Source organism: Aeromonas sp. sif0611 (genome assembly GCF_019218845.1).
GTDB lineage: Bacteria > Pseudomonadota > Gammaproteobacteria > Enterobacterales > Aeromonadaceae > Aeromonas > Aeromonas media.
This window is the reverse complement of the sequence record NZ_JAHUWU010000005.1, coordinates 34,932-55,847: the sequence shown is the minus strand read 5'-3', so window position 1 is coordinate 55,847 and position 20,916 is coordinate 34,932. Positions and strand designations below refer to the sequence as shown.

General features: G+C 62.0%; 18 protein-coding genes. 2 read left to right on the top strand and 16 right to left on the bottom strand.

The annotated features are described in order from the left end of the window. Window positions 1-21 precede the first annotated feature (21 nt). Together zapD and yacG are read left to right on the top strand one after the other, a co-directional pair. Complete coding sequence (gene zapD, locus KW824_RS13250; RefSeq protein WP_218410021.1) at window positions 22-744, top strand: cell division protein ZapD; 723 nt, start codon at window positions 22-24, stop codon at window positions 742-744. 9 nt (window positions 745-753) lie between these two features. Beyond that, on the top strand, window positions 754-948 hold the full coding sequence (yacG, locus tag KW824_RS13245; protein WP_042649030.1) for a DNA gyrase inhibitor YacG: 195 nt from the start codon (window positions 754-756) through the stop codon (window positions 946-948). Between the two features lie 75 nt (window positions 949-1,023). On the opposite strand, the gene mutT is transcribed toward yacG, so the two are convergent. The 16 genes from mutT to ftsL all read right to left on the bottom strand — a co-directional run bounded on the left by mutT (window position 1,024) and on the right by ftsL (window position 20,913). Further along, entirely contained in the window at window positions 1,024-1,428 is a 405-nt protein-coding gene (gene mutT / locus KW824_RS13240) for an 8-oxo-dGTP diphosphatase MutT (protein WP_005332118.1), read from the bottom strand. Between the two features lie 155 nt (window positions 1,429-1,583). Beyond that, the gene (gene secA, locus KW824_RS13235; RefSeq protein ID WP_218410020.1) at window positions 1,584-4,304 is read right to left on the bottom strand and encodes a preprotein translocase subunit SecA; all 2,721 of its coding nucleotides are present in this window, start codon (window positions 4,302-4,304) and stop codon (window positions 1,584-1,586) included. Between the two features lie 57 nt (window positions 4,305-4,361). After that, complete coding sequence (locus tag KW824_RS13230; RefSeq protein WP_042649032.1) at window positions 4,362-5,267, bottom strand: M23 family metallopeptidase; 906 nt, start codon at window positions 5,265-5,267, stop codon at window positions 4,362-4,364. A 140-nt stretch (window positions 5,268-5,407) separates the two neighbouring features. Next, on the bottom strand, window positions 5,408-6,331 hold the full coding sequence (gene lpxC, locus KW824_RS13225) for a UDP-3-O-acyl-N-acetylglucosamine deacetylase (protein ID WP_218410019.1): 924 nt from the start codon (window positions 6,329-6,331) through the stop codon (window positions 5,408-5,410). A 101-nt stretch (window positions 6,332-6,432) separates the two neighbouring features. After that, on the bottom strand, window positions 6,433-7,584 hold the full coding sequence (gene ftsZ / locus KW824_RS13220) for a cell division protein FtsZ (RefSeq protein WP_005305686.1): 1,152 nt from the start codon (window positions 7,582-7,584) through the stop codon (window positions 6,433-6,435). A 39-nt stretch (window positions 7,585-7,623) separates the two neighbouring features. Then, the gene (gene ftsA, locus KW824_RS13215; protein ID WP_025328454.1) at window positions 7,624-8,883 is read right to left on the bottom strand and encodes a cell division protein FtsA; all 1,260 of its coding nucleotides are present in this window, start codon (window positions 8,881-8,883) and stop codon (window positions 7,624-7,626) included. After that, a complete protein-coding gene (locus KW824_RS13210; RefSeq protein WP_041206795.1) occupies window positions 8,864-9,616 on the bottom strand; it encodes a cell division protein FtsQ/DivIB in 753 nt (250 codons plus the stop codon). Before KW824_RS13210 ends, ftsA begins: the two co-directional genes overlap by 20 nt. 97 nt (window positions 9,617-9,713) lie before the next feature. After that, window positions 9,714-11,168, bottom strand: coding sequence for a UDP-N-acetylmuramate--L-alanine ligase (gene murC / locus KW824_RS13205; RefSeq protein ID WP_041204901.1), 1,455 nt, complete (start codon window positions 11,166-11,168; stop codon window positions 9,714-9,716). A gap of 109 nt (window positions 11,169-11,277) precedes the next feature. Beyond that, window positions 11,278-12,363 (bottom strand): undecaprenyldiphospho-muramoylpentapeptide beta-N-acetylglucosaminyltransferase, encoded by a 1,086-nt coding sequence (murG, locus tag KW824_RS13200; protein WP_218410018.1) that lies wholly within the window; start codon window positions 12,361-12,363, stop codon window positions 11,278-11,280. Then, window positions 12,360-13,544 carry a cell division protein FtsW gene (gene ftsW / locus KW824_RS13195; RefSeq protein ID WP_042649035.1) on the bottom strand — a complete coding sequence of 395 codons (1,185 nt, stop codon included), beginning with the start codon at window positions 13,542-13,544 and terminating at the stop codon, window positions 12,360-12,362. Before ftsW ends, murG begins: the two co-directional genes overlap by 4 nt. Further along, a complete protein-coding gene (gene murD / locus KW824_RS13190; RefSeq protein ID WP_218410017.1) occupies window positions 13,541-14,824 on the bottom strand; it encodes a UDP-N-acetylmuramoyl-L-alanine--D-glutamate ligase in 1,284 nt (427 codons plus the stop codon). Before murD ends, ftsW begins: the two co-directional genes overlap by 4 nt. A gap of 3 nt (window positions 14,825-14,827) precedes the next feature. Continuing rightward, window positions 14,828-15,910 (bottom strand): phospho-N-acetylmuramoyl-pentapeptide-transferase, encoded by a 1,083-nt coding sequence (gene mraY / locus KW824_RS13185; protein WP_005332102.1) that lies wholly within the window; start codon window positions 15,908-15,910, stop codon window positions 14,828-14,830. Continuing rightward, window positions 15,904-17,259: a UDP-N-acetylmuramoyl-tripeptide--D-alanyl-D-alanine ligase gene (gene murF / locus KW824_RS13180; RefSeq protein WP_218410016.1), complete on the bottom strand. Its 1,356-nt coding sequence runs from the start codon at window positions 17,257-17,259 to the stop codon at window positions 15,904-15,906. Before murF ends, mraY begins: the two co-directional genes overlap by 7 nt. Further along, complete coding sequence (gene murE / locus KW824_RS13175; protein ID WP_218410015.1) at window positions 17,256-18,740, bottom strand: UDP-N-acetylmuramoyl-L-alanyl-D-glutamate--2,6-diaminopimelate ligase; 1,485 nt, start codon at window positions 18,738-18,740, stop codon at window positions 17,256-17,258. The genes murF and murE overlap by 4 nt, the downstream gene beginning before the upstream one ends. Window positions 18,741-18,835: 95 nt before the next feature. After that, entirely contained in the window at window positions 18,836-20,602 is a 1,767-nt protein-coding gene (locus KW824_RS13170) for a penicillin-binding transpeptidase domain-containing protein (protein WP_106885645.1), read from the bottom strand. Next, window positions 20,599-20,913, bottom strand: a complete 315-nt coding sequence (ftsL, locus tag KW824_RS13165) for a cell division protein FtsL (RefSeq protein WP_005332094.1) — start codon at window positions 20,911-20,913, stop codon at window positions 20,599-20,601. The genes KW824_RS13170 and ftsL overlap by 4 nt, the downstream gene beginning before the upstream one ends. Between the last annotated feature and the right edge of the window lie 3 nt (window positions 20,914-20,916).

Genomic DNA, 20,916 nt, shown 5'->3' with positions numbered 1-20,916 from the left:
TATGGCTGGCCAGGATTAGGCATGATTTACGATTTTCCCCTCAACGAAAAAAGCCGGACCTATCTTCGTCTGGAGTCCCTGTTTTCCCAGATCCGCGACAATCTGGAGAGTGACCAGTCCTGGGCACACATCGCCTTCTTCAAGGGGTTGTTCGATTTGCAGGAGTTGCTGGAGCGCGGGGATCTGCGTGCCGATCTGATCAAGGATCTGGAGCGGCTCGGCCAGCGGCTGAGCCATTGGGCCAGCCTGCCGGACGTTGACCTCGAGCAGATCCAGCGGATGCAGCAGGAGAGCACCCAGCTTTCCCGCAGCCTGCTCAGCTCCCCTCGTCCTGGCGCCCGCCTGAAAGAGGATCGTCTGCTCGGCTCCATCCGCCAGCGCTTCTCCATTCCCGGTGGCCTGTGTGCCTTCGACGTGCCACAACTGCACCACTGGCTGGTGACGCCGGCCGTTGCTCGCCATCAACAGATGCAGCAATGGCTCAGCGATATCAATCTGCTGATGAACGCCATCTCCCTGCTGCTGCGGCTGTGGCGTGAATCTGGCCACTTCAGCGATCAGGTAGCCACCAATGGCTTCTTCCAGGATACCGCCGAGGGGGCCGAGCTGATCCGCATCCGCCTGACCGGTTCCCAGTCCTGCTACCCGACCCTGAGTGGCCACAAGAACCGCTTCGCCCTGCGTTTTCTGCCCACAACAGAACAACCGATTGGCGATGTACCCTTCCAGCTTGCCTGCTGCTAAGGAGTTCCCATGGTCACCAAGGTAAAATGTCCGACCTGTCAGAACGAAGTGGAATGGGGCCCACAGAGCCCGTTTCGCCCCTTCTGCAGCAAGCGCTGCCAGCTGATCGATCTCGGTGAATGGGCAGATGAAGAGAAGCGGATCCCAGGGGAGATCAACCCGGATCTGCTGCCGGAGCCGGAAGAGGGCGACCAGTGGCTATAAGCCAGTGGCGGTCACTCACCTCTGCAAAATGAAAAAGGGCCGCTTGGCCCTTTTTCATTTTATCTTGCTACCGGCTCAAGCCAGCACGGCCTGCAGCCGCGCCACTATGGGGCCATTGGCATCGGGGAACTGGTAGTTGTGCAGCTCTGCCAGCGGCACCCAGCGGCACTCCTGCCCTTCCTTGCCAAAGGGTTCGCCATGGAAGCGGGTCACCTTCCAGATATCCAGCAGCACCTGCTTGTCCGGGTAGTCGTGATGCAGCTCCATGAAAGGTGTGCAATCCTGCACCCGGATGCCGATCTCCTCCCACAGCTCCCTGTCGAGCGCGGTGAGCAGGTCTTCCCCCGACTCTACCTTGCCCCCGGGAAACTCCCAGCGATCCCCCTGATGGCGATCGGAAGAGCGCTTGGCGATGAAGATATCGCCCCGTTCATTCTCGATGACGCCGACTGCCACCCAGATCCGCTTTTTCTGTTCCATCTTGTTACCTTTGTACTCTCTGCCTGCTCGGATCGCTCTATGACCCCAGCACCCGGCTGGGTGAGCGGCCGATGATGCCCAACATCCGATTTTGCGTCGCCATGTGACAAAAACAAGGCGGGCACCGGGCCCGCCTTGTCATGGCATTAGGTCACTCAGGTCAACTGACCGTGACAATGCTTGTACTTCTTGCCGGATCCGCAGGGGCAAGGATCGTTGCGACCGACCTTCTGCTCGTCGCGCACGAAGGTCACCGGCGCCGCGTCGGACTGGGTCTCTTCGTCGGCCAGCTGGTTCTCGGCAGCGGCATGGGTATAGCTGCGGGGAGCCGCTTCCGCCTGCTGGCGCTGCTGCTCTTCCATCGCCTCCACGTCGCGCTCCTGGACCTGTACCCGGCTCAGGATGCTGACCACGTCGCGCTTGAGGGTCTCCAGCATCTGGGTGAACAGATCGAAGGACTCGCGCTTGTACTCCTGCTTGGGGTTCTTCTGGGCGTAGCCACGCAGATGGATGCCCTGGCGCAGGTGATCCATGGCCGCCAGATGCTCCTTCCACAGGCCGTCTAGGGTCTGCAGCATCACCGCCTTCTCGAAGTTGCGCAATACGTCCTTGCCGACCAGCTCTTCCTTGCGGGCGTAGAGCTTGGTGGCTTCTTCCAGGATGCGCTCGCGCAGCTTCTCTTCATACAGCTTGTCGTCTTCCGCCAGCCACTGCTGCAGCGGCAGATCCAGCGCGAAATCAGACTTCAGGCGCGCCTCCAGGCCCGGTACGTCCCACATTTCTTCCAGGGACTGGGGCGGAATGTACTCGTCGATCACGGCGCCATAAACGTCATCCCGGATGACGTGGATGGTGTCGGAGATGTCGTTGGTGTCCAGCAGCTCGTTGCGCTGTTCGTAGACCACCTTGCGCTGGTCGTTCGCCACATCATCGAACTCGAGCAGGTTTTTACGGATGTCGAAGTTGCGACCCTCTACCTTGCGCTGGGCGTTCTCGATAGCCTTGGTCACCCAAGGGTGTTCGATGGCCTCGCCCTCTTCCATGCCCAGCTTCTTCATCATGCCGGTCACGCGGTCGGAGGCGAAGATCCGCATCAGGGTATCTTCCATGGAGAGGTAGAAACGGGAGGAGCCCGGGTCACCCTGACGACCGGAACGGCCACGCAGCTGGTTGTCGATGCGACGGGATTCGTGGCGCTCGGTACCTATGATGTGCAGACCGCCGGCGGCCAGCACCTCATCGTGACGGATCTGCCAGGCCGCCTTGATGGTTTTAATCTGCTCGTCGGTCGGGTTCTCCAGCGCGGCGATCTCGGCCTGCCAGTTGCCGCCGAGCACGATGTCGGTACCGCGACCAGCCATGTTGGTGGCAATGGTGACTGCGCCAGTCTGACCGGCCTGGGCAACAATTTCCGCTTCCATGGCGTGGAACTTGGCGTTCAGCACCTTGTGCGGGATATTTTCCTTGGTCAGGATGCCGGACAGCAGTTCGGAGTTCTCGATAGAGACGGTACCGACCAGCACCGGCTGACCACGCTCGACGCAGCCACGGATATCTTCGACGATGGCGACGTACTTCTCCTGGGCGGTCAGGTAGACCAGATCGCCCATGTCCTTGCGAACCATCGGCTTGTTGGTCGGAATGACCACGGTATCCAGACCATAAATCTGCTGGAATTCAAAGGCTTCTGTATCCGCAGTCCCGGTCATCCCCGCCAGCTTGTCATACAGGCGGAAGTAGTTCTGGAAGGTGATGGAGGCCAGGGTCTGGTTCTCGTTCTGGATCTTGACCCCTTCCTTCGCCTCGACCGCCTGGTGCAGGCCGTCGGACCAGCGACGACCCGGCATGGTACGGCCGGTGTGCTCGTCGACGATGACGATCTCGTCTTTCTGGACGATGTAGTCGACGTTGCGTTCAAACAGGGTGTGAGCACGCAGGCCGGCATTGACGTGGTGCAGCAGGCTGATGTTGGTGGCGGAGAACAGGGAGTCCTCTTCCGCCAGCAGCCCCTCTTTCTTGAGCAGCTCTTCCACGAAAATCTGGCCGTTTTCGGTCAGCAGCGCCTGGCGGTTCTTCTCGTCCACGGTGTAGTGGCCATCGCCGGTATACTCTTCCGAGTCTTCCTTGTCCTGCTTGACCAGCAACGGGATCAGCTTGTTGATCTGGGTATACATGGCGGAGCTGTCTTCCGCCGGGCCGGAGATGATGAGCGGGGTACGGGCTTCATCGATGAGCACCGAATCCACCTCATCCACCAGCGCGTAGTTGAGCGGACGCTGCACCCGCTGCTCGGGCGAGAACGCCATGTTGTCGCGCAGGTAGTCAAAACCGAATTCGTTGTTGGTACCGTAGGTAATATCTGCAGCATAAGCGTCACGCTTCTGGGACGCATCCATGCCGGGCACGTTGCAGTCGACCGTCATGCCGAGGAAGGTGAACAGCGGGCGGTTCGCCTCCGCATCACGCTTGGCCAGATAGTCGTTCACCGTCACCACGTGCACACCGCGACCGGTCAGCGCGTTCAGATAGGCAGGCAAGGTTGCAGTCAGCGTCTTACCTTCGCCCGTCTTCATCTCGGCGATGCGGTTGGAGTTCAGCACCATGCCGCCGATCAGCTGCACGTCGAAGTGACGCATGCCGAACACCCGGCGGGACGCCTCACGTACGGTGGCGAACGCTTCCGGCAACAGCTGCTCAAGCGTCTCGCCCTGCTCCAGGCGCTGACGGTACTCGGCGGTCTTCGCCTGCAGCTCGCCATCGGACAAGACCTCGAACTGAGGCTCCATCGCATTGATCTGTTTAACTATTTTGCGCAAAGCCTTGAGCGTTCTGTCGTTCCGGCTGCCGATAATCTTGGTGAGCAGTGTGCTAATCATGTGTACCAACTGTTTTGGTTATATAAGCGTTCCGTCACTGGAACCTGAAGAAAAAACCTAACCCCGTCTGGCATTCAGAAAGCGCGCGGGGTTGACCTGACGACCATCTTTCAACACTTCGTAATGCAGATGGACCCCGGTCGCACGACCGGTACGCCCCATCAAGGCAATCTTCTGGCCCTCATCGACCAGGGTGCCCACATCCACCAACAACTTGGAGTTGTGGGCATAACGGGTCACCAGACCATTGCCATGGTCTATCTCCACCATGTTGCCAAATTCCGGGTGGCGGCCTGCCCAGCTGATGATCCCCTTGCCGGTCGCCAGGATGGGAGTGCCGGGCTTGCCACGAAAATCCACCCCCTTGTGCATCTTGGCGCGGCCGTTGAACGGATCGACCCGTCCACCGAACCCGGAGGAGATCCAGACTCGCTCCTGCTTCACCGGTGAACCCGAGATGAAACCGGCATCGGTGATATGGTGATTCATGATGAAAGATTCAAGTACCGACAGCTGTTCTTCACGGCTGCTGAGCTGCTGGCTGAGGTGTTTCATGGAGGCTTGCAGCTCGCCCAGGCTCACTTCCAGCTCTTCGTCATAGGAAGGGCCACCCATGGGGGGCAGCTCCTTGAAATTGAATTCGTCGGGATCGAGGTCTGCTTTCTCGGTCAGACGCTCGCCGAGCGCATTGAGGCGACCGAGCTGCCCCTGCATGGTGCCCACCTGGGCAGCCAGCATGGCAAGCTGTTCACGGGCTTCATCGGCCCCTTGCGTGGATTTTTGCTGTTCGGCCATGGCCAGCGCGACTTCCAGCGCCTCCATTTTCTGGTGCCAGCTCTGCCAGAGCCAACCACCACTCAGTGCCAATACAGTGAAGAGGATACCGCCGACCCAGGCCAGACGTTGTTTGGGTAAGTGCAACTTGCGGCGCTGCTTACCGTTGAGGATCAGGGTAATGCTCATAGAAATCTGTCTTCTCGGTCAGGTGAGGCCAGAAGCCTGCACGGGCAATAAAACCGGGAGATAATCGGTATTAAAGGATGGAATAAACAAATGACAGGACGTCGGTGCGGAGAGATGACCGACGTCCTGTTGCACAGCTATCAGGCCAGAACCAGACCGTTATCGTAGTAAGCGATGGGCGTTTTGTCGCCCTCCGCCTCGAAGGTCACCAGTTCCCAGGCCTCCTGCTTGGCCAGCAAGGCACGCAGCAGTTTGTTGTTCAGGGCATGGCCCGTCTTGTAGGCACGGAATTCACCGATGATGCTGCGGTTGCACATATACAGATCACCGATCGCATCCAGCATCTTGTGCTTGACGAACTCGTCCTCGTAACGCAGACCATCTTCGTTCAGCACCCGGTAGTCATCCAGCACCACGGCGTTTTCCAGGCTTCCGCCCAGGGCCAGGTTCTGGGAACGCAGGTACTCGATGTCGCGCATGAAGCCGAAGGTACGGGCACGGCTGATCTCTTTCACGAAAGAAGCACCGGAGAAGTCCAGCACGCAACGCTGGTTGCGGCCTTCAAATACCGGATGCTGGAAATCGATCTCGAGATCCATCTTGAAGCCGTTGCGATAGGGGTGGAATTCCGCCCACTTGTCGCCGTCTTCAACCCGGACACTCTGCTTGATCCGCACGAACTGCTTGGGCGCATTCTGCTCACGGATACCCACTTCTTGCAGTAGGTAGATGAACGGGTGCGCACTGCCATCCATCACCGGGATCTCGGGGGCATCAACCTCGACATAGAGGTTGTCGATCCCCATCCCGGCCAGGGCGGCAGAGAGGTGTTCGATGGTTGACACGCGGACGCCGGCTTCGTTTACCAGAGCGGTACAAAGCACGGTATCACGCACCTGATCGGCGTTGGCTGGCAGCGCGACCACAGGATTCAGATCGGTACGCAAGTAAACGATCCCTGTGTTAACAGGCGCCGGACGGAACGTCATTGTGACTTTCCGACCCGAATGCAGGCCCACACCGGTGGCCTGGACACTCGTTTTCAAGGTTCTTTGTCTAATCATGGGCGTATCCGCTTAACAGCTCAAATTCCTGACCAGATGGTCGTTGCCGGGCCATCTTAGCACAATCCTTAAGCAACAAACAAACCAAGGCCATACGAGGCTTAGTCAGCTTGCTTGCGCAGGAACGCAGGAATATCGAGATAATCCGGTTCGCGACGAGCTTGCGGCTCGGCGTTCACCACCTTGGCCGGGGCCTCTTCCATCACGCGAGACTGCAGGGCTTCGCTGATCAGGGGCTGACGGGCCGGACGTTCCTGAACCATGTTGTTCTTGACCAGGGTGATGTCGGGCTTGCGCTCGGCACCGATACCGGTGGCCACCACGGTCACACGCAGTTCGTCGTGCATCTCCGGGTCGATTACGGTACCCACCACCACGGTGGCGTTCTCGGAGGCGAAGGCCTTGACCGCGTTACCCACGGTTTCGAACTCTTCGATGGTCATATCCATGCCGGCGGTGATGTTGACCAGGATGCCACGGGCACCGGCCAGATCCACGTCTTCCAGCAGCGGGCTGGAGATGGCCTTCTCGGCCGCTTCTTCGGCACGGTCATCACCGGAGGCGGAGCCGGTACCCATCATGGCGGTACCCATCTCACGCATCACGGTACGCACGTCCGCGAAGTCGACGTTGATCAAACCCGGGCGGGTGATCAGCTCGGCAATGCCCTGTACCGCACCAAGCAGTACATCGTTGGCCGCCTTGAAGGCGTCCAGCAGGGAGATGCCACGACCCAGCACCTTCAGCAACTTGTCGTTGGGGATGGTGATCAGGGAGTCGACGTTCTTGGACAGCTCCTCGATACCGTGGGCGGCGAAGCCCATCCGCTTCTTCCCTTCGAAGGAGAACGGCTTGGTCACGACGGCGACGGTCAGGATGCCCATCTCCCGGGCCACTTCGGCCACGATAGGTGCGGCACCCGTACCTGTACCACCGCCCATGCCTGCGGCGATGAACACCATGTCTGAACCGGTCAGCAGCTCACGCAGCGCCTCCCTGTCTTCCATGGCGGCATCACGGCCCACTTCCGGATTGGCTCCGGCTCCCAGACCCTTGGTGATGCCACCGCCGATCTGCAGAGTCGTGTTGGCACTTGAGTTGCGCAGTGCCTGGGCGTCGGTGTTGACGGTAATGAACTCAACACCCTCGATGTTTTGACGAACCATGTGCTCGACTGCGTTGCCGCCGCCGCCACCCACACCTATCACCTTGATGACGGCTTCGTCAGTGTGGCTATCCATAAATTCAAACATGTTGTCTCTCCGCTTTATTTGCCTGACTCAGCAAAATCTTTAGAACTCGCCACGCAACCAGTTGCTGACCCGTTTGACCAGCCCACCTACGCTTGCCTTGGCGGCATATTCCTTGCTACTGCCGGTGGATTGATTGGTACGGCCGTACTGCAGCAGCCCGACCGCAGTCGAGTACACAGGTGCCTGCACGTAATCGCTCAATCCCCGAATGTTCATGGGTTCGCCCACCCGGACCTGGCTCTGGAAGATCTGCTCTGCGCACTCCACAATGCCTTCGATCTGGGCCGCGCCACCGGTCAATACCACACCGGCCGCCAGCTGATGCTTGACCCCCTGTGCCTTCAATTCGCTCTGCACCCGTACCAGCTCGTCATTCACCATGGAGAGCAATTCCGTGTAGCGGGGTTCAATCACTTCAGCCAGTGTCTGCCGTTGCAGGCTGCGCGCCGGGCGACCGCCGACACTGGGGACTTCAATATTGTCTTCCTTGCTGACCAGGCGGCCGAGGGCGCAACCGTAGCGCACCTTGATCGCTTCCGCGTCCAGTGGCGGTGTGCCAAAGGCGTAGGCGATATCGCTGGTCACAGTGCTGCCAGCATACGGGATCACCTTGGTGTGGCGCAGGGCACCGCCGGTAAACAGCGACATGTCCATGGTCCCACCACCAATGTCCACCACGCAGACACCCAGCTCCTTCTCGTCTTCGGTCAGCACGGCATAGCTGGAAGCCAGGGCCGAAAAGATCAGCTGATCCACCCGCAGCCCCACCTTCTCCACACATTTCTCGATGTTGCGAGCCATGTCGTTGTGGCAGGTGATCAGGTGCACCTTGGCCGCCATCCGCACGCCGGAGAGACCGACCGGATTCTTGATCCCTTCCTGATAGTCGATGGCAAACTCCTGAGGCAGCACGTGCAGCACCCGCAGCTCATCGGACAGTCGTACCGACTTGGCGGTGTGGATGACGTTGTCCACGTCCTCCTGGGTCACCTCTTCGTCGGAGATGGGCACCATGCCGGTCTCGTTGCGGCAATCGATGTGCTTGCCGGACAGCCCCAGATAGACGGAGCTGATCTGGCAGTCGGCCATCATCTCGGCTTCTTCCACCGCGCGGCGCAGGGACTTGACCACGGAGTCGAGATCATTGACCCCGCCCTTCTCCATCCCGCGAGAAGCGTGGCTGCCCATGCCGATGACATTGAGCTCGCCATCGGGCAATACTTCGCCAACCAGTACCGCCACCTTGGTCGTGCCGATATCCAGTCCGACAATCAAATTTCTATCTGCGGTGTTGGTCATTCACTTTCTCTTCGTTCTTCTTCCAGCCAACCGCCATTCCGGTGTCGTATCGAAGATCCACGTAAGCAACCCGCTCACGGGGTTCGATGACCGGAAAGGCATCGATAAACCGCTGCAGGCGAAGCGCGATATCCGAGCGCCCCACGAACAGCTGAATGTTGCCATCCAGGGTCAGTTCCCAGGCATGGCGGGGGGTCAGATTCACCCCCAACAACTTGTATCCCCTGGCCGCCAGCAGCGTCTCGTACTGATGGCTGGCTTCCAGCACCTTGGCGGCCTGATCATCGGGCCCGGACAACTGCATCAGGGGTTTCTTCACCCTGTCCGGCGCACTGAACACCTCACCCTTGGTGTTGACGAAGCGGTTGCCGTTCCAGCGTGCCGCCACATCCTGTTCGGTGAGGTAGACCTTGATCTTGTTCGGCCACTTCTTGCGTACCGAGACCTGGGCCACCCAGGGCAGGGCGTTCAAACGCCCCTGCAATTCGTTCACGTCCAACTCGAAGAAGTTGCGCAACTCGGCGCCATCCAGCACGGCCGCGCGCAACTCATCGGCTTTCAAATATTCGTGTTGCCCCTGCAGCAACAGCTCGCTCATGGGCAACCGACTGGCATCTGTCAGCCAGTCTTTAACATCCAGCGCAGTCTGGTAGAGCCCCCACATGACCAGGATGAAAAATGCCACCCCGGCGATGAAGCCCCCCTTGGTGCGCCCTTGTGCCCTTGCCTCCACCCGATCTATCCCCGTATAACGCGCCATGCCGGCCACTTGCAGACCGGTTCGCCATTATATAGGCCCCGGCTTGGCGGTCAAAATACTCATTGGGCCCTCAGGCACCGGATTTCATGCTATCCACGCTCAATTTCATCTCACCGAGACGGCGGGCCAGTGCCCCGACGTTACCGGCGCCCTGAGTCAGCACCAGATCCCCCTCGCCGATCAGGTCGGCCAGCACGGCCGGCACATCGTCAGGGGTTGCGACAAAGATGGGTTCCAGGGTGCCGCGAGAGCGGATGGAGCGGCACAGGGCACGGCCATCGGCACCCGGAATAGGCTCTTCACCGGCGGCATACACCTCCAGCATCACCAGCACATCCACCTTGGAGAGCACGTCTGCGAAATCTTCGTAGAGATCCCGGGTCCGGCTGTAACGGTGTGGCTGGAACACCATGACCAGTCGCTTCTCTGGCCAGCCGGCGCGAGCGGCGTTGATGGTCACCTTGACCTCGCTCGGGTGGTGACCGTAGTCATCCACCAGCATGGCCTTGCCACGGCCGGTCTCGAACTCGCCATATTGCTGGAAGCGACGGCCCACCCCTTCGAACTTGGCGAGTGCCTGGATGATGGCCTCGTCACCAATGCCGTCTTCGGTCGCCACCGCGATGGCGGCGGCGGCGTTGAGCGCATTGTGGATGCCCGGCAGATTCAGGGTGACGGTCAGCTCGCCGGCATCCTTGCGACGCACCCGGAAGCGGCTGCGGTTGCTGGTCTGCACGAAGTCCAGCACCTGTACATCGGCATCTTCGGAAAGGCCGTAGGTCAGGGTCGGACGGGCAATCTCCGGCAGCATGCCACGGATCACGGGATCATCCACGCACACCACGGCCAGGCCGTAGAACGGCAAGTTGTGCAGGAAGTCGATGAAGGTGGCTTTGAGCCTGGAGAAGTCGCCGCCATAGGTGTCCATGTGATCCGCTTCGATGTTGGTCACGATGGAAACCATGGGTTGCAGATGCAGGAAGGAGGCGTCGCTCTCGTCCGCCTCGGCGATCAGATAGCGGCTGCTGCCAAGGCGGGCGTTGGTGCCGGCGCTGTTGAGCAGACCGCCGATGACGAAGGTCGGGTCGCGATCGGCTTCGGCATAGATGCTCGCCACCAGACTGGTAGTGGTGGTCTTGCCGTGAGTGCCGGCGACGGCAACTCCGTGGCGGAAGCGCATCAGCTCGGCCAGCATCTCGGCACGGCGCACCACGGGAATGCGCAGCTCGCGGGCGGCCAGCAACTCGGGGTTGTCCTGCTTGATGGCGGTGGACACCACCACCACGCTCGCCTCGTTCACGTGCTCGGCACTGTGTCCCACGAAGATATGAGCCCCCAGGGATGCGAGCCGTTCGGTCACCGCATTACGGGACAGATCGGAGCCGGAAATCTGATAACCCTCGTTGGCAAGCACCTCGGCGATCCCCCCCATACCGGCACCACCTATGCCGATGAAGTGGATGCGACGCACGCGGCGCATTTCGGGGATTACGGTACGCAGTTTTGCCAGTTCAACCTTGGTCATAGCTCTCTCTTCAAGTCTGCCGCCAGCCGCTTGCCCACATCGGCAACCTGCTCGGCGGCATCAATATATACGGGGACAAGACTGCACGGCCTGGCCTGTGCAATCTTGCTCAACATGCTTTCTCACTCTGCCCGGTGGCGAGCCGCTTGCACTCATCGGCCACCCGCTCGGCGGCATCGATGATGGCGACGCGGCGCGCGGCCTGGGCCATGTTCAACAGGGTTTCCCTGCGCCCGGCGAGCCAGGAGAGACGCGCAGCCAGGGAGGCCGGGGTCAGCTCGGATTGGGGCAGGAACTCCGCCGCCCCGCCATCGACCAGGGTCAGGGCGTTGCGGGTCTGGTGATCATCCACCGCATGGGGCAGCGGCACGAAGATGGCGGCCACACCGGCGGCGGCCACTTCGGAGACCGTCAGGGCACCGGCGCGGCACACCACCAGGTCGGCCCAGGCGTAGGCATCGGCCATGTCCTTGATAAATTCGCTCACCTCGGCCTCGACGCCCTGCACGGCATAGGCCTGCGCGACAGCCTCCCGGTTGCCCTTGCCGCACTGGTGGCGCACTGCGATGGGCACACCGGCGGCCGCGACCGCTGGCGGCACCTGTTCATTGAGCACCCGGGCCCCCAGGCTACCGCCGACGATCAGCAGCCGCAGCGGCTCGCTGCTGCTACGCAGCTGGGGATCCGGCAGCGCCACCACTTCGGGGCGCACCGGGTTGCCCACCACGGCGGTACGGGCATTGGGAGCGAAGGCGCCAGGGAAGGCCATCAGCACCCGCTTGGCAAGGCGCGCCAGCAGCTTGTTGGTCATGCCGGCCGCCGCGTTCTGCTCGTGCAGCAGCAGCGGAATGCCGGAGAGCCAGGCGGCAACACCGCCCGGACCGGAGGCGAAGCCCCCCATGCCGAGCACCACGTCGGGCTGGATGGTCTTGATCACCTGGCGGGCCTGCAGCACGGATTTGACGATCCGGTAGGGCGCCGCCAACAGCCGCTTGATGCCGTTGCCACGCACCCCCTGGATGTCGATGAAGGAGATGGGGTAGCCATGGGCGGGCACCAGCTCGGCCTCCATCCGGTCGGCGGTACCGAGCCAGTGAATGGTCCAGCCCTGTGCCTTGAGGCGATCGGCCACGGCCAGCCCGGGGAACACATGGCCCCCGGTACCGCCCGCCATCACCAGTAACGTCTTGCTCACGCAACCTCCCGCACGCGCGCCTGGGCACTGGCCTGGCGCAACTCGAAATCGATACGAATCAACATGCTCACCGCCACCATCATGATGATGAGACTGGAACCACCGTAACTGACCAGCGGCAGGGTCAGGCCCTTGGTCGGCATCATGCCGCTGGCGGCACCGACGTTGACGAAGGTCTGGAAGCTGAACCAGATGCCGATGCCGATGGCCAGATAACCTTCATACAGGCGCTCTGATACCAGCGCCTGATGACCGAGCTTGAGCGCCTTCACAGCCAGCGCAAAGATGAGGAAGAGCGCACCCAGTACGCCCACATACCCCAGCTCCTCGCCCAGGATGGCAAACACGAAGTCGGTGTGGGCCTCCGGCAGGTACTCCATCTTCTGGATGGAGTTGCCGAGCCCCTCGCCAAACCAGCTGCCACGACCGAACGCCATCAGGGACTGGGTCAGCTGGTAGCCGCTGCCGAACGGATCGGCCCAGGGATCCAGGAAGGAGGTGACCCGTCGCATCCGGTAGGGCTCGGCGATGATCAGGGTCACCACGGCGCTCACCCCCACCAGGATAAGGCCGATGAACTGCACCATGCGGGCCCCCGCCAGGAACAGCATGCCGAGCGAGGTGACGAACATCACCACCACGGAGCCGAGATCGGGCTGGGCCAGCAGCAGGATGGCCACCACGAACAGCACCGCCATGGGTTTCATGAAACCGATGAAGCGCTCGCGCACCTCACTCTGACGGCGCACCAGATAACCCGCCAGATAGACGAACAGCGCCAGCTTGCCGAACTCGGCCGGCTGCAGGTTGAAGGGGCCAAGCGGCAACCAGCGCACCGAACCGTTGACGCTGCGGCCCACCAGCAACACCATCACCAGCAGCACGATGGCCAGCAGCAACATGGGGCCGTTGTACTGCTGCCAGCGCGCCATGGGCACCTGCAGCACGAACCAGGAGATGCCAAGCGCCATCACCAGAAACATCCCGTGACGCTTCACGAACATGAAGGGATCATCGCCGAGGGCTATCCCTTCGGGGATGGAGGCGGAGGCCACGATCACCAACCCTACCGACATCAACGCCAGCGCCAGCACCACCAGCTGCCTGTCGTAGAGACCGGCAGGGCGCGCAGGCAACAGCCAGCGCTGCAAAAAGCCTGCGACGACGCGAAGAGCGTTCATAGCGTCATCACCAGTTCGGTGAAACGATCACCGCGCGCTTCGAAAGACGTGAACTGATCCAGGCTGGCACAGGCCGGCGCCAGCAGCACCCAGTCACCGGGCCTGGCGTCGGCGGCAGCCTTGGCGACAGCGTCGTCGAGGGAGGCGACCTTCTCGGTCTGCTCACCCAGCGCGAGCAGGATGTCCGCATCCTGGCCGAAGCAGTACATGTGATCGATCTGGTTGCCGAGCAGCGCCTGCACCGGACCGAAATCCTGCCCCTTGCCCTGGCCGCCAGCCAGCAACAGCAGGCGGCCTTTCACCGATTCACGCACACCGGCTACGGCGGCCAGGGTGGCCCCCACATTGGTGGCCTTGGAGTCGTTGATCCAGCGCACCCCGTTCACCTCCCGCACGAAGCGGGCACGGTGGGGCAGGCCTTCGAAGCGGCGCAGCACGGCGAGTTGCGGCTCACGGGGAATGCCGACCGCATCGCACAGGGCCATGGCCGCCAAGGCGTTGGCCTGATTGTGGGCGCCGACTATCTTCATCTCGTCCACGGCGAGCAGCGGCTCCCCGTGCAGGGTCAGCCAGTGGCGGCCATCCAGCTCGCAGCGACCGTAACCGTTGCAATCGAGCCCGAAGCTCTGCCACACCTGACCCACGTCGGGCAGGGTCTGGGGATCGTCCCGGTTGACCAGGATGTGCTGGGAGTGCTGATGGATCTCCTGCTTGGCGGCGCGGTAATCCGCCATGCCCTCATAGCGATCCATGTGATCCTCGGAGAGGTTCAGCACCACGGACGCCGCGGCACGCAGGCTGTAGGTAGTCTCGAGCTGGAAGCTGGAGAGCTCCAGCACGCAGAGATCCATGGGCTGCTTGAGCAGCTCGAGCGCCGGGGTGCCGATGTTGCCACCCACGCCCACCTTGAGGCCGGCCTCGGCGATCATCTCTCCCACCAGGGTGGTGACGGTGCTCTTGCCGTTGGAGCCGGTGATGGCGATGACGGGGGTCTGGGTCTCGCGCACGAACAGTTCGATGTCGCCGACGATGCGCACCCCGAACTCGGCTGCGGCTTTCAGTTCGGGGGTCGCCAGGGCGATACCCGGACTCGCCACTATCATGTGCGCCTGCTTGAGCAGATCGCCGTCCAGCCCGTGAACGAGCTCCACCTCGGGGGGAAGTTGCTCCTTACCCGGCGGATTGGCGCGGGTATCCATCACCAGGGGCGTCACGCCACGGCCGAGGAAGTAGTCGACGCAGGAGAGTCCGGTTTTGCCGAGTCCGATGATGATGACCATGGCTTACCTCACCTTCAGGGTGGCGAGGCCGAGCAGCACCAGCATGAGGGTGATGATCCAGAAGCGCACGATGACGCGCGGCTCCGGCCAGCCCTTCTTCTCATAGTGGTGATGGATGGGCGCCATGCGGAAGATGCGCACGCCGCGCAGCTTGTAGGACCCCACCTGCAGGATCACCGAGACGGTTTCCATCACGAAGACGCCCCCCATGATCACCAGCAGGAACTCCTGACGCACCAGCACGGCGATGGTGCCGAGCGCGCCGCCGAGGGCCAGGGAGCCGACGTCCCCCATGAAGACCTGGGCCGGATAGGTGTTGAACCAGAGGAACCCCAGACCCGCCCCGACGATGGCGGTACAGACGATCACCAGCTCGGAGGTGTAGGGCACGTAGGGAATGTGCAGGTAGTTCGCGAAGTTCACGTTGCCGGTGGCCCAGGCGACAAAGGCGAAGCCCCCCGCCACCATCACGGTCGGCATGATGGCCAGACCATCCAGGCCGTCGGTCAGGTTGACCGCGTTGGAGGTACCGACGATGACGAAATAGGTCAGCACGATGAACATCAGGCCAAGCTGCGGCATCACATCCTTGAGGAAGGGCACCACCAGCTGGGTCTGGCCGTCATGGGTCGCGGTGGCATAGAGGAACACCGCCACGGCCAGGGCAACGGCGGATTGCCAGAAGTACTTCCAGCGGGCGATCAGGCCGTCGGTGTTCTTGCGCACCACCTTGAGGTAGTCGTCGGCAAAGCCGATGGCACCGTAGGCACCGAGCACGAACAGCACCAGCCAGACATAGGGATTGTCGAGGCGGCTCCAGAGCAGCACGGAGATGAAGATGGCCGCGATGATCATCAGCCCCCCCATGGTCGGGGTGCCCTTCTTGCTGAGGTGTGACTCGGGGCCGTCGTTGCGGATCACCTGACCGAATTTCAGGATCTGCAGACGACGGATGAGGCGCGGCCCCATCCAGAGCGCCACCACCAGACCGGTGATGATCGACAGGATGGCGCGGAACGTCAGGTAGGAGAAGACGTTGAAGAAGGTGAAGTGCGGGGTGAGCAGTTCCGCCAGCCAGACTAGCATGTGGCTGACTCCTGACGGTCAACGACCATCTTGACGATATCTTCCATGCGGGACCCGCGAGCACCCTTGACCAGGATCGAGATTTCTTGATGTGTATTTATCATTTGCGCAAGCACTTCAAACAACGACGCCTTGTTATCGAAATGTCGACCCGCCGCGGCATCTGCGGTGTGACGACTCTGTTCCCCTACCGTCAGCACGGCGTCGAGGCTCTGTTCGCGGGCGTGGTGTCCGACCCTGGCGTGCTGGGCCTCGGACTCCTCCCCCAACTCCTTCATGTCACCAAACACCAGCACCTTGTAGCCACCCATGGCGGTCAGGGCATCGATGCCCGCCAGCACGGACTCCACGCTGGCGTTGTAGGTGTCATCCACCAGGGTGAGGCCACCCCAGCGTTGCACGCAGAAGCGGCCCTTGACCGGTGCCATCTGCTCCAGCCCGGCCTTGACCGAGGCGAGCGAGGCGCCCAGCGCCAGGGTACCGGCAGCGGCAGCCAGGGCGTTGGCCACGTTGTGGCGGCCCGGGATGGCCAGGGTCAGGGTCAATTCCCCCTGAGGGGTCACCATCACGAATTCGGCGCAGCCATGCCCGTTGAGTACGATGTCACGGGCGTGGAACGGCTGGCTCTGATCCTCGAGGGAGAAGGCGCAATGAATGCCCTTCGCCTGCCACTTCGGCCAGAACTCGTTGTCGGCATTGACGATGGCTGTGCCACCCTCGCTCAGGCCCTCAAAAATTTCGCTCTTGGCGTGGAACACCCCTTCCAGGGAGCCGAACCCCTCCAGATGGGCGGCGGCCACGTTGTTGATGATGGCGGCATCGGGTTGGGCCAGCGACGTGGTCCAGGCGATCTCGCCGGGGTGATTGGCACCCAGCTCCAACACCGCAAACTGGTGCTGCGCCTCGAGGCGCAGCAGGGTGAGCGGCACCCCCACCTCGTTGTTGAAGTTGCCGGCGGTGGCCAGCACCTCCCCTTCCTGGCGCAGGATGGCAGTCGCCATCTCCTTCACCGTGGTCTTGCCACAACTGCCGGTGATGGCCAGCACTTTCGGGTTGATCCGCTCGCGTACCAGCTTGCCGAGGCGACCCAGCCCCTTGAGGGTATCGGCCACCACCAGTTGCGGAATGGCCAGCGGCAGCTCGCGCTCCACCAGCAGGGCAGAGGCCCCTGCCTGAACGGCCTGGTCGCAAAAATCGTGGGCGTCGAAACGCTCGCCACGCAGCGCGACGAACAGCGCCCCCTTGCCCAGAGTGCGGGTGTCGGTACTGACTGCCGTGATCTCGTGATCGCCGCCGATCAGACGGGCATCGAGCACCTGCGCCAGGTCGGCAAGCCTGAGGGTCATCATGTGAATGACTCCATTAATGTGTACAACGCGGCCGCGACGGTTTCCCGATCGCTGTAGTGCCGCTTGTCGGTTCCAATGATCTGATAATCCTCGTGGCCCTTACCGGCCACCAGGATGATGTCCTGCTTGCTCGCCTGGCTCAGTGCCAGCTGGATTGCCTTGGTCCTGTCGTGCTCGATCTGCACGGAGCCGGGATCGCGAAGACCCGCCACCATGTCCGCCATTATCTGCTCCGGCGCCTCGGTACGGGGATTGTCGTCGGTCAGGATCACGCAGTCCGCATGTTGCTCCGCCATGGCGGCCATCATGGGCCGCTTGCCGCGATCCCGGTCGCCACCACAGCCCACCAGACACCAGAGCCGGCCTTCGCAGTGCACCCGCAGGGCCTGCAATGCCTTCTCCAGCGCATCCGGGGTATGGGCATAATCGACCACCGCCAGCGGCGCCTTGCCACCGCCGAAGCACTCCATGCGACCGGTCACTGGTTGCAGTTTCGGGGCGCTGGCCAACAGTGCATCGAAGTCATATCCCAGTACCAGCATGGCGCCCATGGCGGCCAGCACATTGCTGACGTTGAAGCGGCCGAGCAAGGGGGCGGATAATACACCATTCCCCCAGCTGGAGTTAATGCGCGTGTCAAATCCTTGTTGGTGGAAATGGGGGTCCTGCGCCGTCAACTGTCGCCCGCCATGGTTTTCAATCGGGCCATGCACACCGAAGGCTACCGCGCCGGGGTAGGCTGCCAGCCACTGGCGCCCCAGACGGTCGTCGGCATTGATGACGGCGCAGGGCTCGTCCACCAGTTTCAGCAACTCTTCCTTGGCGGCACCATAGGCCTCCATGGTGCCGTGATAATCCAGGTGATCACGGCTCAGGTTGGTGAACACAGCCGCGGAAAACGGCAGAGCTGCGACGCGATGCTGCACCAGACCGTGGCTGGAGACCTCCATCGCCACCAGATCGGCTCCCTGCTGTTGCAGCGCCGCCAGATTGGCCTGCACCTGGACGGCGCTGCCTGTGGTGTTTTCTGCTTCGATCAGATTGCCAAACAGGCCGTTGCCTATGGTACCCATCACACCGGCCTTGCCTCCCAGCAGGGTGCGCCAGTTGGCGACCAGCAGGGCCGTGGTGCTCTTGCCGTTGGTACCAGTGATGCCCACCAACTGCAGCTTCTGCGCCGGATGGTCATAGAAATGGCCAGCCAGTTCGGAGAGGCGAGCGGGCAGATCCTTGAGCCCGAAACAGGGGATGGAAGTGACGGGGGCAACGAATTCCCCATCCTCCTCAAACAGGACGGCGGTCGCTCCCTGAGCCACCGCCTGTTCGATGAAACGCCTGCCATCCATCTGGTGGCCCCGGATTGCCACGAAGAGAGAACCGGGCCCGACTCGCCGGCTGTCGAGCTGGATGTCGGTGAGGGGAAGCGCCGGGGCAGTGATGCCGAAATGGCTCATGAGTTGATCAAGTGTGCGGGGCGGCATGGGAAGCCTCCGAAAATGCGGGAATGCGGGCGCTCGTACACGCCATGGAAAATGCCCCGACAGCGGCGGGGTCGATGGAAAAAGCCAGATGCCCGTCAGGTACGAGGTGCGCCATGGGCGGCCTCCGTACGGGCAAGCTTCGCCGGCACCTCGGGGGGAATGGCGTCGGGACGAATGTTGAAGAGTTGCAGCACGCCACCCATGGCCTCGGCGAACGGCGGGGTCGCCACGGCACCGCCGTAATAGGCATCGCCCTTGGGCTCGTTGATCACCACCACCATGACGAAGCGGGGGTTGCTGGCCGGTGCGAAACCGGCAAACCAGGCCATGTAATCCTTGCCGTAGCCACCAGCGACGGCGACCTTGGCGGTACCACTCTTGCCACCGACCCGATAACCCGGGATCTGCGCCTTGGGAATGGCATTGCTGACCACGTACTCCAACGCCTGCAGCATGGCGGTGGCGTTGTTGTGGTCGATGACCTGCTCACCCTTGGGCGGCGTGGTCACCTTGATGATGGAGAGTGGCACCCGCTTGCCCTTGTTGGCCAGGGTGGCATAGGCAGAAGCCAGCTGCAGCGGGGTGACCCGCAGGCCATAGCCGAACGACAGGGTCGCCCGCTCGATGTCGGACCAACGGCGGCGCTGGGGCAGCATGCCACCGCTCTCTCCCATCAGGCCGCTACCGGTATCCATCCCGAAACCGACCATGCTGAGGGTGTTGATCATCTCCTGGGCCGGCATCCGCAGCGCGATCCGCGACATGCCGATGTTGGAGGAGTAGCGCAGTATGTCGTACAGGTTGGTCGCCTTGTGAATGCTCACGTCGCGGATCTGCTTTGCCCCGATGAACAGGGGACCACCGGGTATGGTGTCCTTCCAGCTGGTGACACCCGCCTGCAGGGCGCTCAACAGGATCAAAGGTTTGACGGTCGAACCCGGCTCATAGGTGTCGGTCACCACCCGGTTGCGCACCCGGAAGCTCTGATACTGGCCCCGGTTGTTCGGGTTGTAGGAGGGGGTGTTGACCATGGCGAGCACCTCGCCGGTCTTCACGTCCAGCATCACCATGGAGCCGGAGGTCGCCTTGTTCTCGTCGGTGGCGCGCTTGAGGGCGCGGTAGGCCAGCGCCTGCACCCGCTGATCGATACTGAGCTGCAGATCGTTGGCGTGCTTGCCCTCCTTGACAAGGCCGAGCCGCTCGATGACCCGGCCTTGCCTGTCCTTGCGCACCCGCATCTCGCCCGGGGTCGCGGTCAGCCATTCGTTGTAGCTGCGCTCTATCCCCTCGATGCCGCTGCCGTCGATGTTGGTCACCCCCACCAGGTGGGCGCTGATTTCGCCGGTCGGATAGAAACGGCGCGCCTCGGGGCGCAGGTAGATGCCCCCCAGCTTCAAACCTTTGATGTATTCCGCTACGGCAGGGGTCACCTGACGCTGCAGATAAACGAAGCGCTTGCTGGGGTTGGAGATGCGGTGCTTGAGGGTGTTGATGTCGAGCTTGAGCACGGCGGAGAGCGCCAGCCAGGCGCGCTCGTTGTGGATGGCACCGGACTCATGCACCGTCTTGGGATCGGCCCAGACCGCCTCGACCGGCACCGAGACCGCCAGCTGCTCGCCGTTGCGGTCGGTGATCATGCCACGCACCGCCTGGGTGGAGGTGGTACGCAGGGAGCGCATGTCCCCTTCCTGGCGCAGTCTGTCCGGATCTATCACCTGGATCCAGGCCAGCCGCAAGATCAGCCCCGCAAACGCGATGCCGATGAAAAACACCAGCGTGCGAAAGCGCCACGGGTAGAGTGACGGTGCTTTAGCCTTGGCTTTGTCCTTTGCCGGAGCCTTGGTGGCGGCCTTGCGTGTCATGGTTGTGTAATTACCTTTTCGGTGGTCACCAACGGGCGAGCCATCTGCAATTTATCCATGGCCAGACTCGCCACCCGGGAGTGTTCGGCCAAGGTCCCCTGCTCCAGCAGCAGGTGCCGCCACTCGATGTTGAGCCTGTCCTCTTCCGCCATCAGGTCATTCTGCTTGGCCGTCAACCCGCGGGTCATGTTGGTCACCAGGATCACCGCAAAGGCGGTGATCAGTACGGCCAGGGTCAACACGACCTGCAGCTTGTGGCGCCAGAGATCGCTGATGATCTCTCTGGACAGATGAATCCGTACCTCACTCATGAC